12 protein-coding genes and 1 riboswitch are annotated in these 13886 nt (G+C 61.1%); of the genes, 7 read left to right on the top strand and 5 right to left on the bottom strand.

Features of this window, described 5'->3' with window-relative positions:
* Positions 1-72: 72 nt before the first annotated feature.
* Entirely contained in the window at positions 73-708 is a 636-nt protein-coding gene (locus tag QB905_RS01090) for a TetR/AcrR family transcriptional regulator (protein ID WP_282972725.1), read from the top strand.
* Here QB905_RS01090 and QB905_RS01095 read toward each other — a convergent pair.
* Together QB905_RS01095 and cydD are read right to left on the bottom strand one after the other, a co-directional pair.
* Positions 696-2285 carry an ATP-binding cassette domain-containing protein gene (locus QB905_RS01095; protein WP_282972726.1) on the bottom strand — a complete coding sequence of 530 codons (1590 nt, stop codon included), beginning with the start codon at positions 2283-2285 and terminating at the stop codon, positions 696-698. The genes QB905_RS01090 and QB905_RS01095 overlap by 13 nt on opposite strands.
* Positions 2282-3922 carry a thiol reductant ABC exporter subunit CydD gene (gene cydD, locus QB905_RS01100; protein WP_282972727.1) on the bottom strand — a complete coding sequence of 547 codons (1641 nt, stop codon included), beginning with the start codon at positions 3920-3922 and terminating at the stop codon, positions 2282-2284. The genes QB905_RS01095 and cydD overlap by 4 nt, the downstream gene beginning before the upstream one ends.
* A gap of 207 nt (positions 3923-4129) precedes the next feature.
* Here cydD and QB905_RS01105 point away from each other — a divergent pair, with 207 nt between their 5' ends.
* From QB905_RS01105 to cydX, 3 genes are read left to right on the top strand one after another with little or no spacing between them, the layout of a single operon-like run.
* A complete protein-coding gene (locus QB905_RS01105; protein ID WP_282972728.1) occupies positions 4130-5722 on the top strand; it encodes a cytochrome ubiquinol oxidase subunit I in 1593 nt (530 codons plus the stop codon).
* Positions 5723-5734: 12 nt separating this feature from the next.
* Positions 5735-6895, top strand: a complete 1161-nt coding sequence (gene cydB / locus QB905_RS01110) for a cytochrome d ubiquinol oxidase subunit II (protein ID WP_282972730.1) — start codon at positions 5735-5737, stop codon at positions 6893-6895.
* Positions 6896-6932: 37 nt separating this feature from the next.
* Positions 6933-7055 carry a cytochrome bd-I oxidase subunit CydX gene (gene cydX, locus QB905_RS01115; RefSeq protein ID WP_282972731.1) on the top strand — a complete coding sequence of 41 codons (123 nt, stop codon included), beginning with the start codon at positions 6933-6935 and terminating at the stop codon, positions 7053-7055.
* 33 nt (positions 7056-7088) lie between these two features.
* Here the strand turns inward: cydX and QB905_RS01120 are convergent, their stop codons facing one another.
* Positions 7089-8285: an SDR family NAD(P)-dependent oxidoreductase gene (locus QB905_RS01120; protein WP_282972732.1), complete on the bottom strand. Its 1197-nt coding sequence runs from the start codon at positions 8283-8285 to the stop codon at positions 7089-7091.
* Positions 8286-8436: 151 nt separating this feature from the next.
* Here QB905_RS01120 and QB905_RS01125 point away from each other — a divergent pair, with 151 nt between their 5' ends.
* From QB905_RS01125 to moaC, 3 genes are read left to right on the top strand one after another with little or no spacing between them, the layout of a single operon-like run.
* Positions 8437-8679, top strand: a complete 243-nt coding sequence (locus QB905_RS01125) for a MoaD/ThiS family protein (RefSeq protein WP_282972733.1) — start codon at positions 8437-8439, stop codon at positions 8677-8679.
* Position 8680: 1 nt separating this feature from the next.
* Positions 8681-9145: a molybdenum cofactor biosynthesis protein MoaE gene (locus QB905_RS01130; protein WP_282972734.1), complete on the top strand. Its 465-nt coding sequence runs from the start codon at positions 8681-8683 to the stop codon at positions 9143-9145.
* The gene (moaC, locus tag QB905_RS01135) at positions 9142-9618 is read left to right on the top strand and encodes a cyclic pyranopterin monophosphate synthase MoaC (protein ID WP_282972735.1); all 477 of its coding nucleotides are present in this window, start codon (positions 9142-9144) and stop codon (positions 9616-9618) included. The genes QB905_RS01130 and moaC overlap by 4 nt, the downstream gene beginning before the upstream one ends.
* A gap of 468 nt (positions 9619-10086) precedes the next feature.
* Here the strand turns inward: moaC and QB905_RS01140 are convergent, their stop codons facing one another.
* Together QB905_RS01140 and QB905_RS01145 are read right to left on the bottom strand one after the other, a co-directional pair.
* Positions 10087-11949 (bottom strand): TonB-dependent receptor plug domain-containing protein, encoded by a 1863-nt coding sequence (locus QB905_RS01140; RefSeq protein WP_282972736.1) that lies wholly within the window; start codon positions 11947-11949, stop codon positions 10087-10089.
* Between the two features lie 115 nt (positions 11950-12064).
* Positions 12065-12258: riboswitch (cobalamin riboswitch) on the bottom strand.
* A 245-nt stretch (positions 12259-12503) separates the two neighbouring features.
* Positions 12504-13814, bottom strand: coding sequence for a TadE/TadG family type IV pilus assembly protein (locus QB905_RS01145; RefSeq protein ID WP_461781792.1), 1311 nt, complete (start codon positions 13812-13814; stop codon positions 12504-12506).
* Between the last annotated feature and the right edge of the window lie 72 nt (positions 13815-13886).

The following is a 13886-nucleotide window of genomic DNA, read 5'->3' on the forward strand; positions in this document are numbered from 1 at the left end:
TATAGACGGCTGTGCGGTATTTGTCAACATGACCATACAGTACGGTTGCGATTTTTTTTGCGATGCACACAAATGACCGAACCTCATGTAAAAAGCGATACGAAGGGCCGCATGGACCGCGAGGACCGGCGTGAAGCGATCCTTGACGTGGCCACCGAAATCTTCTTGCAGGAGGGCTATGCCAGCGCCTCCATGTCGTCGATCGCCGCCCGCCTTGGCGGCTCGAAGGGTACGCTGTATAATTATTTCAAAAGCAAGGAAGAGCTGTTCGAAGCCTATGTTGAGCGCTCCTGCATCTTCCATCGCGGTGAAATCACCGATCTCCTGCTCGAAGATGGCGATGCCCGCGACGTGCTGACCCGTTTTGCCAAGGGCTATGTGCGCGCCTTTACCGCTGAACCGGCCTTGCAGAACTGGCGTGTCATCTCGGCCGAAAGCAACAAGTCGCCGGAAATCGGCCGTTTGTTTTATGAAGCAGGGCCGCTGGCCGGGGCGCGTATTTTAAGTGCCTATATCGAAAAAGCACAGGCGCGCGGCGATCTCAAAGTGGCCGATGTCACCGTGGCGGCGCACCATTTCACCTCGCTGATCCACGGCCGGATGATCAAGGCGCGCCTGCTCAACTATATGCCGGAACCCTCCGAAGCCGAGATCGATGCCGAGGTTGAGGCGGCGATGTTCGTCTTTTTTGCCGCCTACGGTGCCTGAACCGCAAGACACTGTCCGGTCAAGGCGCGCGGTGCCAGCCGGTGGCTGATCAGGATCAGGCCCTGTTTCCGGTCACGTAAACGGGCTTCCAGCCGCGCCACCACCTTGGCTTCTGTGGCCAGATCGAGCCCTTCGGTCGGCTCATCGAGCAGCAGGATCGGTGCCTCGCGCAACAGAGCGCGCGCCAGGGCCAGTCGCTTGCGCTCGCCGCCCGACAAGGTTACCCCGCCATCACCCACCCAGCTATCGAGCCCCTTGGGCAGGCTGCGCACGCGCTCGGCCAGAGCCGCATCATCGAGCGCCGCCCAGAGTTGCGTCTCGATCTCGGCGCGGCTGAAGCGTTTGAAGGCAGCCTCATTCAGCGCCATCAGCAGATTATCGCGTAGCGAACCGGTCAGAAGCGCCGCGTCCTGCGGGCACAGGGCGAACAGGCTGCCGTCATAAACGCCTTCGGGGCCACCCTCGCGCAAACCGATCAGCGCTTCGATCAGTCGCGTCTTGCCGCTGCCGGAAGGGCCGTCGATGCGCAGGCGCAAGGCTGTATCGAGATGATAAAACAGGCCATTGGCTTTCAGATAAGGCGCTTCGGGCAGGGGGGCGGTCTGGCGGCTTTGGGCGCTGTCATAGAGACTGGCGACGCGGCTGCGCGCTTCTTTAAACACGCTGCGCTGGCCGATGGCCTTGGCCAGAACACCGAGGCTCTCAAAGCCCATGCTGGCGGCCAGCAGGCTCAGGGCGAGGTCGGCGAGATGAACATGAATATCTGACACGATCAGGGTGATCAGGCACAAACCGCTCAGGATCAGGCTGACCGCGCCGCTCAAGGCTTCGCGTCCGATCGTGTCGGTCTTGGCGGCATATAGCCGGGCTTCCAGTTGGCGCAGTTCGTCCAGCAGGGGCTGGCGCAGGTCATAGGCGCGAATATCGGGCAGCAGGGCCATCAGTTCGTAAAAGCGGGCCTTCAGCGCGCCGATGGCCGCCTGTTCGCCACCCGCCTCCGCCTGATTCGCCGGGACAAGGCGGTGGATATACAAGGTGGCCGCCAGAATCGCCGCCATGAAGACCAGCAGGATCAGCGCCCCCCACGGATTGGCCCAAGCGCACATCAGGGCTGCCATGCCGATGCCGCCCAGCGCCGAGGCAGGCGCGCTTTGCATGACCAGCGCGGTTTCGAGACTGCCGACATCCTGCACGAAGCGGCTGGAGCTTTCGCCGCGACTTAAGGCCAGCACATGCGTCCTGTCCTGGTCCAGCAGACGCTTAAACAGGGCGGGGCGCAGATCGGCCATGGCGCGCAGGGCCGCGCTGTGGCCGAGATAGCGTTCGCCATAGCGCAGAACCGTGCGGCTGATGGCGAAGAAGCGGATAAAGGCGCTGGGCAGCAGATAGTTGAAGGTCTGGGCCAGCACCGGCCCCGCCGCACCGGCCACGGCGGCGGCGGTCAGGAACCAGCCCGACAGGCCAAGCAGGGCGACGGCCGATACGCTGACGCCCGCCGCGAACAGGGCGGTCAGCCACAGGCGCGGGCCGAAGGGCTTGATAAGGGCCTGATAGCGGCTGTTGAAATCGTCGTTCATGCCACCTCCACAATCTGATCGGCCAGGGCGCACAGGACGGGCGAGTGGCTGGAAAAAATGACGGTGCGCCCGGCGAAAAGCGCGGGCAGACAGGCCATCAGCGCGGCTTCGGCGGCGGCATCGAGATCGGCGGTCGGTTCATCGAGCAGCCACAGGGGGCTCCCCTTCAGCACGGCGCGCGCCAGTCCGATGCGCCGCCTTTCGCCGCCCGACAGGCCCGAACCACGTTCGTTCAGCGCTGTTTCCAGACCCTCTGCCCGGCTGGCCACCAGCCCGCCCAGACCGGTGATGTCGAGGGCATGGCGCAACTGCGCGTCATCGGCGGCCTGACCGAGGCGCAGATTATCGGCAAGGCTGCCGGCCAGAATCGGCGGGTGCTGCGATACCCAGGCAAGGCTGGCCGCCAGATCGTTCAGCGGCTGGCCGTTGACGGTGATCCGCCCGGACAGGATGTGGCCCTGACCGAGAAACAGCCGCAACAAGGTGGTCTTGCCCGCGCCGGTCGGGCCGGTCAGGGCGGTCACCGAACCGGGGCGCGCCGTGAAGCTGACCGGGCCGATGCGAAACCCGGGATCGTCGGGAAAACCGCACACCACTTCGTCAAACACGATTTCCGGCGCGTCGATCAGCGCTGCGGCGGGCAAGGCTTGCGGTATGAGGCTGATGGCCATCAGGCGCTGGGTGGCGGCCACCGCCGTCTGGCGGTCATGATAGGCGGCGGCGAGACGGCGCATCGGGGCATAGACTTCGGGGGCCAGGGCCAGAACGAAGAAAGCCTTGGCCAGATTGAGATGTTCGGGCACGGAAAACGGCAACTGGCCGAGCAGATAAAAGCCGCAATAGACGGCGATCAGGGCGATGCTGAGGGCGCTGAAAAATTCCAGCACGGCGGAGGTCAGGAAGGCCAGTTTGAGCACGCGCAAGGTGCGCTCGGCCACATCATGCGCCGCCGCATCCACCGCCTTCGCCTGACGCGGCCCGGCGTCGAAGGCGAGAATCAGCGGCAGGCTCTTGATGCGATCGACGAACAGGTTGGACAGACGCGACAGGGCGTCGAGCTGGCGCTTCGATTCCTGACCCGTGCCGATACCGAGCACCGCCATCAGTGCGACAAACGGTAGCAGGGTAAGCAGCAGCAACCCTGCGCCCACAGGGCTGGCGCAGGCGATCAGGGCGATGATGACGAGCGGCAGGAGGCGGGCCTGAACATCGCTCTGCACAAAGCGCGCATAATAGCCTTCTAGCGCTTCGGTATCCTCGAACAGGGCATTGAGACGGTTCTGGTGACGCGCCGTATCGATGCGACCCGCCAGCGCCTTGTCCATCAGGTCGAGCCGGACATCGCGCACGATACGCCGCGCCAGCTTCTGGTTAGTGCGTTGTAAGATAATGAAAATAACAGCGCGCGCCACCACCGCCACCAGTAGGGCAACGATGGGCAGGGCGTCGGCACCCAGCAGGTGGCGGTGGCCTTGCAGATCGCTGACCGCGTGGCTCAGTCCCCAGGCAAACAACACCAGAAAGCCTGCATCGATCAGGCCGAGGCCGTGAGCAAGGCGCAAACCGGAGGCCGCGTTTTTCGACCATATCCGCAATTGCGCGCGCGCCGCCTTGACCGGGATTTCAATGTCAGGCATGCCGGTTTTCTCGGCTACATCCTGGGGTGCGACAGGTGGGTGCGACACTGGCGACGTTGTGCGTTGCAAAACTTAGCCGTACTCTTTCTATGGGTTTTGTGCGTCCGCTTGTCAGGCTGTGCGCCGCATACCCTTGTATAATGCTGCATTCAGGTGTCTAATTCGCGCTCTGCGCCAATTCCGACACCAACTAAAGGGGAGAGTCCGATGGACCTCAGTACCGTAGAACTGTCGAGGCTGCAATTCGCCCTGACAGCGCTGTATCATTTTCTTTTCGTGCCGCTGACCCTGGGCTTGAGTTTCATGCTGGTCATCATGGAAAGCGTCTATGTCCTGACCGGCCGTGAAATCTGGCGCACGATCACGCGCTTCTGGGGCCTTCTGTTCGGTATCAATTTCGTGCTCGGCGTCGCTACCGGCCTGACCATGGAATTCGAATTCGGCATGAACTGGTCGTATTATTCGCACTATGTCGGCGATATTTTTGGTGCCCCCCTGGCCATCGAAGGCCTGATGGCCTTCTTCCTCGAAGCGACCTTTGTGGGGCTGATGTTCTTCGGCTGGGAAAAACTGTCCAGGCCCGCTCACCTGATGGTCACCTTCATGGTGGCGCTCGGCACCAATCTGTCGGCCCTGTGGATCCTGATCGCCAATGGCTGGATGCAGCACCCGGCCGGCGCGGTCTTCAATCCGGCCACCATGCGCATGGAAGTGACCGACTTCATGCAGGTTTTGTTCAATCCGGTGGCTCAGGCCAAGTTCGTCCATACGGTCAGCGCCGGCTATGTGCTGGCGGCGGTGTTTGTGCTCGGCGTGTCGGCCATCTATCTGTTGCAAGGCAAATATATCAGCGTGGCCAAGCGCTCGATGGCGGTGGCGGCGGCCTTTGGTCTGGCCTCTGCCTTATCTGTCGTCGTGCTGGGTGATGAGTCGGGCTACATGCTGACCGACAACCAGAAGATGAAACTGGCCGCGATCGAATCGATGTGGCACACCGAGCCGGCACCCGCCGGGATCGCCATTTTCGGTCTGCCCAATGTCAAAGAACAGCGCACCGATGATGAGGTGAAAATCCCCTATGTGCTGGGCCTGATCGCCACGCGCAGCCTCGATCAGCCGGTGGTGGGCATTCTCGAACTGGTCGATAAGGCCAATGAACGCATCCGTTCCGGCATCATCGCCTATGATGGGGTGGAGCGGCTGAAGGTCAATCCCGATGACATGCAGGGCCGCGCCGAATTCGAGGCGCACAAGGCTGATCTCGGCTACAGCTACCTGCTCAAGAAGTACGTTGCCGATCCGCGTCAGGCCAGCGACGCCCTGATTGCAAAAGCGGCGATGGATACGGTGCCCAATGTGCCGCTGATGTTCTGGGTCTTCCGGCTGATGGCGGCGCTGGGCTTTGCCTTTATCGGCCTGTTCATCACCGCCTTCTTCATGGTGACGTTCAACAGGCACAGGAACCGGCTGTTTCTGTGGGTCTGCGTTCTGGCCATTCCCCTGCCGTGGATCGCCATCGAAGGCGGCTGGATTCTGTCCGAGGTGGGCCGTCAGCCCTGGGCGGTGGATGGCGTCCTGCCCACCTTCATGGGGGCTTCCAGCCTGACCGCGACGCAGATTTGGCTGACCATTGCCGGCTTCACCCTGATGTATGGTGTGATGGCGGTGATCGAGGTGAAGCTGATGATCCGCACGATCAAAAAAGGCCCTTACGAAGCCAAATTAGGCCGGATGCACGACGATCCCGAAGTCAGCCCCACCAGCGATCCGGCCCTGCCCGTCATTGGCCCCGCCGAATAGGAGTATCAGATCATGGAATTACCCCTCGACTATATGACCCTGCGCACGATCTGGTGGCTGCTGGTCGGCGTGCTGCTGGCCGGTTTTGCGCTCACCGACGGTTTTGACATGGGCGTGACGGCGTTACTGCCCTTCGTGGCGCGCACCGATCAAGAACGTCGCGCCGTCATCAATACGGTTTCGGCCACCTGGGAAGGTAATCAGGTGTGGTTTATCCTGGGCGGCGGCGCCATCTTCGCCGCCTGGCCGTTTGTATATGCGGCCAGTTTTTCGGGCTTTTACCTGGCCATGTTTTTGGTGCTGATGGCGATGATCCTGCGTCCGGTCGGTTTCAAATACCGCTCGAAGCGGCCCGGCAAGGCCTGGCGGCGCAACTGGGACTGGGCGCTTTTCACGGGCGGCTTCGTCCCGGCGCTGGTCTTCGGCGTGGCCGTCGGCAATGTGCTGCAAGGCGTGTCGTTCAGCCTCGATTCCGATCTGCGCATCAGCTATCACGCGCCGTTTCTGGGCGGCCTGTGGGCCCTGTTCACACCGTTTACCCTGCTGTGCGGCCTGACCTCGGTGGCCATGCTGGTGCTGCATGGCGCGGGCTGGCTGGCGCTCAAGCTGGAACGTGGCGAGGCGCGCGACCGGGCCATGAATTATGGTTTTGTAGCGGGTGGCCTGCTGATCGTGCTCTTCGCCATCGGCTATGTGTTCGTGCGCTTTTCCGGCATTGGCTTTGCCGTGCTGGGCGATGTGGCGACGAACGGCCCGTCCAATCCGACGCGCGACGAAGTGGTGCCGATGGCCGGTGCGTGGCTGGCCAATTACGGTAAGCATCCGTGGATGCTGGTCGCGCCCGTGCTCGGATTTGTCGGCCCCGTTCTGGCTATGATCGGGCTGAAGCTGCGGCAACATATTGTGGCGTTTGGCGGCTCGTCTCTGGCTGTCCTCGGCATTATAGGCACCGTCGGGTTTTCGATGTTCCCGATCATCCTGCCGTCCAATGCCGACATCCATTCCAGCCTGCTCGTCTGGAATGCGTCAAGCTCGCAGCTCACCCTGTTTATCATGCTGCTGGTGACGGTGGTCTTCCTGCCCCTCATCCTGTTCTACACAAGCTGGGTCTATAAGGTGCTGTTTGGCCGTATCGGCACGGGCCAGGTGGCCTCAAACCCTGATATGTATTGATATATGCGCCGGATAAAACCGGTAAGGAGTTGATGATATGTGGTATTTTTCGTGGATACTGGGCGTAGGTCTGGCCGTGGCCGTCGGCATCCTCAATGGCATCTGGTATGAGTTTCACACGACCGATGACCCCGACGCCGAAGACCCGCATAAGGGTTAGTTAGGCCTTTGGCGACGCGGCTGAGCCTTAGGCTCAGCCGTTGGCGGCCAGAGCCGGTTCGGGCTGGTTGCGCAGCGATTTCACGAGGTTGAACACCATCGTCTTGGCCTGTTCGTCGTGGCCTTCCTGAGCCAGAGCATACAAGGTCTGCATGATTTCAGAAGCAATCGGTGCCACATAGGTCTGATTGGCCACCTCAAAAATACCAGGCAGCAGGGGGTGGCGCATTTCGTTATCGTCAATCAGGGCCTCGGTGATCTTCTCACCGGCGCGCAGGCCCGTAAACGTAATGGCGATGTCCTTTTCAGGGCGCAGGCCATACAGACGGATCATGCGGGTGGCCAGATCAAAAATGCGGATCGGCGCGCCCATTTCGAGGATATACAGGCCGGACTTATGCTCCGGCGTTTCAGCATTATGCATGGCGGCGGTCAGCACCAGTTGCACGGCCTCGAAAATGGTCATGAAATAGCGTTCGGCGTCCTTGTCGGTCAGGGTGATCGGCCCGCCGCGCTCGATCTGCGACTTGAACAAAGGCACCACTGAACCGGTGGAACCCAAAACATTGCCGAAACGCACGACGCAGGCCTGATGTTCCTGGGTAATCTGGGTGCTGATCAGGTGTTCGGCCAGCCGCTTGGTGGCCCCCATCAGCGAAGACGGCGCCACGGCCTTATCGGATGAGATCAGCACGAGCTGGCTGACGCCCGCCGCCTTGGCCGCGTCGATCACATATTGCGTGCCCAGCACATTGGTCAGCACGCTTTCGGACGGGTTCAGCTCCACCATCGGTACGTGCTTGAGCGCCGCCGCATGGAAGATCACGTCGGGCTTGGCCTCAGCCACCACGGCGGCGAAACGCTCCTTGCGACGAACACTGCACAGAACCGGACGGGCGCGCGCCCCTTCAAAACCTTCGCGGATGGCGCGGTCTATCTCGTACAGCGCCAGTTCGGAATGGTCAACCAGGGTGACGTGCGCCGCGCCCAGACCCAGCACCTGCTTGGCGATTTCCGAGCCAATGGACCCACCGGCGCCGGTGACCATGATGCGCTTGCCGGCATAAAAATGGCGCATGCGCTCGGTGTCGAGCCTGACCTGCGGTCGGTGCAGCAGCACCTTGAAGGAGTCGGGATCGCTGGGATCGGGCAGGGGCAGGGCGCTGACCTTGCGGCCTGGGGCGACCAGTCGGGCAAGAAAACGCAGCAGCCGGTAATTGGACAGACTCATGGATGTTCCGAAAATAGTGACCACGGGTTGTGACGCTGCCCCATAGTCGTCATGGCTATCAAGCTTGATCCGCTTTTTTTTAGCAAGGCCTTATGCTCCTCACTATGTATTTTTTTGCAATAACAGAGGTCATCTGATTTAAGATGGTGGCATGATTGAGGTGTTTTTCTTTGGCCGGATCGCCGATGTCGCCGGTGCGCGCAGCCAGACCTATGCGGGCGTGACCACAAGTCTGTATGCCCTGCGCGATGAGATATTCGCTGCCGCCCTGGCGGACGGACGGCTGGACAGGGCCGCCCTCCGCATGAGCGTTAACCGCCAGCAGGTACGCGATGACCGGGTGATTGCGCCCGGTGACGAGGTGGCCTTCTTCCCTGTTTTTTCGGGAGGCTGAGATGACCGTGCGCGACATCCGGGTAGGCGAAGCGGCCATAGATCCGGCAGGGCTTCATGCGGCTTTCCTGAGCGCGCATGGCGCGGCGGGGGCGGTGGTCAGCTTCAGCGGCCTCGTGCGCGGCCAAACAAAAGCCGGCGCGGTCGAGCATCTGTGGCTCGACTGGTATCCCGGCATGACGGAAGATTCGGTAACCGCCATCGTGGCGGCGGCGGCAGACAGATTCGCGGTGACGGCGCTGCTGGTGCATCATCGCTGCGGTGAAATTCATGCAGGGGAGCCGATCGTTTTCGTAGCGGCGGCCAGCGCCCATCGCCGCGCCGCCTTCGAGGCCGCCGATTATCTGATGGACCGGCTGAAATCCGAGGCCGCCTTCTGGAAACGTGAAACAACAGCGGGCGGCGCACACTGGGTCGAGCCGACCGCCGATGACCAGCGCGACCTCGATAGATGGAGCCAGACATGAGCGAACTCTCGCATCTCGACGCCTCAGGTCGGGCCCATATGGTCGATGTATCGGCCAAGCCGGAAACGGCGCGGACGGCAAAGGCGCGCGGACGGCTGGCCTGTGCGCAGGCCACGCTCGATCTGGTGCGCGAAGGCCGCACGCCGAAGGGTGCGGTGATCTCGACCGCCGAACTGGCGGGGATTATGGCGGCCAAACAGACGGCGGGGCTGATCCCGCTCTGTCACCCCTTGCCTTTGTCGCAGGTGGTGGTGCGCATCGCTATGAACACGGACCTGCCCGGTTTCGACATTGAGTCCGAGGTGCGCACCACTGGCCGCACCGGCGTGGAAATGGAGGCGCTGACGGCGGTCAGCGTGGCGGCGCTGACCCTCTATGACATGCTCAAGGCCGTCGATAAGGCGATGCGGATTGAAGGCGTAGAGGTGGTCTTAAAGACTGGCGGCAAGTCCGATTGGGGCGCGGCGGGTTAGGATGGATCACCATTCAGCCACTTGATAAAGAAAGTGACCCCTCCGTCTCGACGCGCTTCGCTTGCTCGACACATCCCCACGCTTACGCGCAGGGAGGAGGGATGTGCCGCCTGCCTACCTCCTGCCTGTTGCGCAGAAATGGGGTTTGGCAAAGCAAAACTATAGCTTTTGCAAAGCCATGAGCATCGATTAGAGCGGTTTGCATTCTGATTGAATCGGTCAAAGGCATGCAACCCGCTCTACATTTTACGTTTTTCCGCATCTCGCATTCAATTTGTAAGTCAAATTAAACGCTCGTTGCTTTAGTCCCAGGAGTCCCGAAGAGAAAATGCGGTGTTCGTTTTAAAAAAGAAACCGCAGAGGACGAACCCCTGCGGCGCTTTGAAAACGGCGGCGAAGCCGTGCTTGAACACAAACCAATATAGGCCGGATGTTGCGCCGCACAATCTCTATCGCTGCGTTTTGAACTCAAAACAGCCGGGTGTGGACGCCAAGCCACAGTCGGCGGCCGAGCTGACCATAGCCAGCGGCGGTCTGATAGCGGGTGTCGCCGGCGTTTTCGATCCGCCCGAACAGGCTGACGCGGTCGGTCAGGGCGTAGTCGGCGCGCAGATCGGCCAGGCTATAGGCCTTGAGCGGGGTTGCATTATAGACATCGTCGAAGCTGGCGCCGACATGGCGGACGCCGAGGCCGAGACTGAGTTTTTGCGTCGCCTGATAGCTCAGATCGGCGCTGCCCATCTGGTCGGGGGTGCGCGGCAGGCGATTGCCCCTGACTCCCGCCGATTCGTTGCGCGTATGCAGGAAGCTGTAATTGGCTTTCAGACGCCATTTTTCGCCGAAGGCTTTCGTCAGTTCCAGTTCAAGGCCGCTGGCGCGGGTGCGGTCGATATTGGCGTAATAGCCGTAGGGCTGGCTGGTGCAGCGATCGCCCGCGCAAGCGACGAAATCGATCTGGTCGCGCACGGTGCGCGAAAACACCGTAGCCCCGACCGTGCCGCTGGCGAAGCTGTAATCAAGGCCGCCGTCAAGCGTCACGCCCTTTTCCGGCACCAGATCGGCGGAGCCGTAGTCGCTGTAAAGCTGGTAAAGACTGGGCACCTTGACGCCAAGCCCGGCACTGGCGTGCAGACGCCAAGCCGTGCCCAGCGGCGCAACGAGACTGGCCTGGGCGATGTCCTGACCGCCGAAACTGGACGAATCGTCGTGGCGTGCGCTGATGGCCATGTCCACGATGCCGAAATCATGGCGCACCTGACCATAGACACTGGCCTGCGTCATGGCTGCCCGCAGCGGCACGGGATCGGGATCATACGAAGACGGCGAGGCATTGCGCATCCAGTCGCGCTCATAGGCCAGACCGCCGAGCAGGCGGGTGCCCGACCAGTCATAGCTGATATGGTAATCGGCGGCTGTAATCTGTCCGCGCGCCAGAAAAGACGGTGTGCCATCGGCATTATAGTCGTCTCTTTTGGTGTCGGTGGCGCTGAGCGATAGAGCCTGTTCGCCGTGCGCCAAAGCTTGCGTCAGGCCAAGCCCTGCGAGATTGGTATCGGTCTTGCCGAAATCGCCCGTGTCGGCGAACACATAATCAGGGGCGGGATAGCCGTCATAATCATTGCGGCTGTGGGTGCGGTCATAGACGGCGTTGAGTTTCAGCGTGTCGCTGAACGCATAGCCAGCGCGCGCGCTGACATCGCTCTGGGCAAACCCGTCCTTTTCGTTGCCACCGGCAAAGGCCGACACACCCTGATCATTCTGACCACCGGCGCTTAAGCGCCAGTTCAGCTTGCCTGCAATGCCGCCAAGGCCAAGCCGCGCTGCACCGTAATGATCAAGACCCTCCAGCGTCAGATCGCCCTCCAGCGGGGCCTGGGCCGTGCGGCTGACAATATTGACCACGCCGCCCAGCGCGCCGGAGCCCCACAGGGTGGACAGCGGGCCGCGCAGCACCTCGATGCGGGCGGCGTCGCCTGTATCGATCAGGCCGAGATTGGTGCCGCCGCCCACTTGAGACGGGTCGTTGAGGCGGATGCCATCGAGAATATAAAGCGTGTGATCGGCGCCCGCGCCGCGGATCGAGGCCGAGGCCGCTTCGCCGGGGCCGCCATTGCGGGTAAGGCTGAGATCGGTGGTGTGGGTGAGCAGATCAGCCACGAACAGCGACTGATAGCTCTGGATGTCGGCGGCGGTCAGCACGTCGAGGCTCTGGCCAATGCGCGAAATCGGCAGGGGCTGGCGCATGATGGTGACAACCGTATCCTGCGCATGGGCAAGGGGGCTGGCCAGTAACAGGGTGAGGGGCAGAAGGGCCGGGCGGAATCCGGGCATAGCTGTGGGCTCTTTCGCTCAAACAGACGAAAACCGCACGCAAAACGCGCACGGCTGACAAAACATCGTCTCTCAGGGTCGAAATTACCTGCTCGTCCGGCACGTCCCGGCCGGGCAAAGGACGACAGCCAAGGCAGGTCTCCTGACTTGCGCCTCAAGGGTCTGGCCGCTGTCTTCTCCCGGTTGCGGAATGACGTCAGTTAGCGGTCAGGCTCGGCGCTTACAGTTGCGGGCACAGTCCGGGATTTTCACCCGGTTCCCTATTCTCCCATCTTTTAAGGACAGGCACCATTGGCACGCGGCGGGCATTAAGGCTTTCCGGCGCTTCCGTCAAGATGCGGATGATAAGACGTGGAATCGCTTTCCTTCCCCTCTCCCCTCCACGAGGGGAGAGGACGGGAGCCGAGCCTTCCGGCGAAGGCGACCGGGTGAGGGGCATTCTTTGTGTAGCTGCCCAGCCCCTCATCCGGCCTTCACTGCGTTCAGGCCACCTTCTCCCCGCAAGCAGAGAGAGGGGAAGAGTCTTGATGCAAGCTCATATCATCAGGCTCTGGCTAGCTGCGGATGCGCACCACCGACACCACCTTGTTGAACAGGGCGGTCATGGCCTCGCTGATACCCTGATCGGGGCCGACAGCGAAGAACAATCCCGGCGAGGCGCAGGCCTGCATACTGGTGGCAATCTGATCCGTTGGGGTCAGATACTTACGCACATTGGAATCAAAGAAGCTGTTTTGATTTTGCGGCAGCAGCAAATAGGTCGTGTAAAGCATGGCTATACGAACACCACGGTTCTTCAGGGCCGTGCACTGGCTGGCATCCAGCGGGGCAATACGGCGGCACCCGCTGGCACTGCAATCATATCCGTCATTAAGGCCGTCAGATACCATGAACAGCACTTTCTGCGTTGAAACTGCGGATGTGCCGTCACCGGAAGCCGGTATGATCGAATTCATACTGGCCAGCATGGACGTGAAATTGGTTTGACGATCAGAATTGTAATTTTGCGCGGGAACCGTCATCAGATCGATCTTGCCGGCATCGCTGGCAGATTGGGTCAGATTGCTGTTCAAGGCGCTGATCATATAAGCGGTTGGAGCCGTTTGACTGATCGCATCGGCGGCTGTGCCGAAATCATACAGCGCCATGCGATACTGACCCGGCAGGGTTTCCGTATTGCTGGCGGTCGTCATCAGGTTTTGCGTAGCTTCGCGGACGACATCGATACGCATGGTGACCCCCAGTGACTTGGCCAGGGTATAATAATCGCTGCTGGCGCCGGGGCCACTCAGGTGGCAGGCGAAGGCGCAATTTTGGTCGCTGCTCTTGTTGGCCGTGGCGGCGACAAGCTTATTAATGTCCGCCGTTGTTGCGCCCAGCCCCATCGAGGGCGTGTTGTCGAGCAGCAGGTAGAAATCGATATAGGGCGGGATGGTCGATGACGATTTTGACGTTACGCTGAGCGGCAGGCTATTAAAGCCGAACAGACCGATAATATAGGGCTTATAATTGGCGCTGACCGTAACGAGCGAGGTGATAACGGTGGCCGCCTTGCTCACCGTCGCATTCAATGTGATGTTGGACAGTTCCGGGGCCGGATGCAGATCGGACTCAAAAATACTGGCGGCCTGCTGCGAGCCCTGGCTGATTTCGCCGTCACCCTGAGTCAGGGCGAGCTTGAAAGCTTTGGAATTGACGGCCACCGAGCCGACACTGGCCACATCGGCGGCGTCCTGCAATTCACCGCGCAATTGCAGCACACGGCTGAAATCAATGGCCCCACCCACGGCAAGGAAGATAACCGGCAGGGCCAGAGCAACCATGATGATGGTGCTGCCCGCGCGATTGCGCAGCAAATTCCGCACTGTTTTGAACACGATGAAGCCCCGACCTTCTGTAGAGTCAGGGCGCATCCTGTCATAACAAGCTTAATTGCT

This window comes from Asticcacaulis sp. EMRT-3 (genome assembly GCF_030027245.1).
Classification (GTDB): domain Bacteria; phylum Pseudomonadota; class Alphaproteobacteria; order Caulobacterales; family Caulobacteraceae; genus Asticcacaulis.

Excerpts from the sequence above, each read along its gene's own strand:
- QB905_RS01090 (WP_282972725.1), top strand. The coding sequence starts at position 73 with ATGACCGAACCTCATGTAAAAAGCGATACGAAGGGCCGCATGGACCGC.
- QB905_RS01095 (WP_282972726.1), bottom strand. The coding sequence starts at position 2,285 with ATGAACGACGATTTCAACAGCCGCTATCAGGCCCTTATCAAGCCCTTC.
- cydD (WP_282972727.1), bottom strand. The coding sequence starts at position 3,922 with ATGCCTGACATTGAAATCCCGGTCAAGGCGGCGCGCGCGCAATTGCGG.
- QB905_RS01105 (WP_282972728.1), top strand. The coding sequence starts at position 4,130 with ATGGACCTCAGTACCGTAGAACTGTCGAGGCTGCAATTCGCCCTGACA.
- cydB (WP_282972730.1), top strand. The coding sequence starts at position 5,735 with ATGGAATTACCCCTCGACTATATGACCCTGCGCACGATCTGGTGGCTG.
- cydX (WP_282972731.1), top strand. The coding sequence starts at position 6,933 with ATGTGGTATTTTTCGTGGATACTGGGCGTAGGTCTGGCCGTGGCCGTC.
- QB905_RS01120 (WP_282972732.1), bottom strand. The coding sequence starts at position 8,285 with ATGAGTCTGTCCAATTACCGGCTGCTGCGTTTTCTTGCCCGACTGGTC.
- QB905_RS01125 (WP_282972733.1), top strand. The coding sequence starts at position 8,437 with ATGATTGAGGTGTTTTTCTTTGGCCGGATCGCCGATGTCGCCGGTGCG.
- QB905_RS01130 (WP_282972734.1), top strand. The coding sequence starts at position 8,681 with ATGACCGTGCGCGACATCCGGGTAGGCGAAGCGGCCATAGATCCGGCA.
- moaC (WP_282972735.1), top strand. The coding sequence starts at position 9,142 with ATGAGCGAACTCTCGCATCTCGACGCCTCAGGTCGGGCCCATATGGTC.
- QB905_RS01140 (WP_282972736.1), bottom strand. The coding sequence starts at position 11,949 with ATGCCCGGATTCCGCCCGGCCCTTCTGCCCCTCACCCTGTTACTGGCC.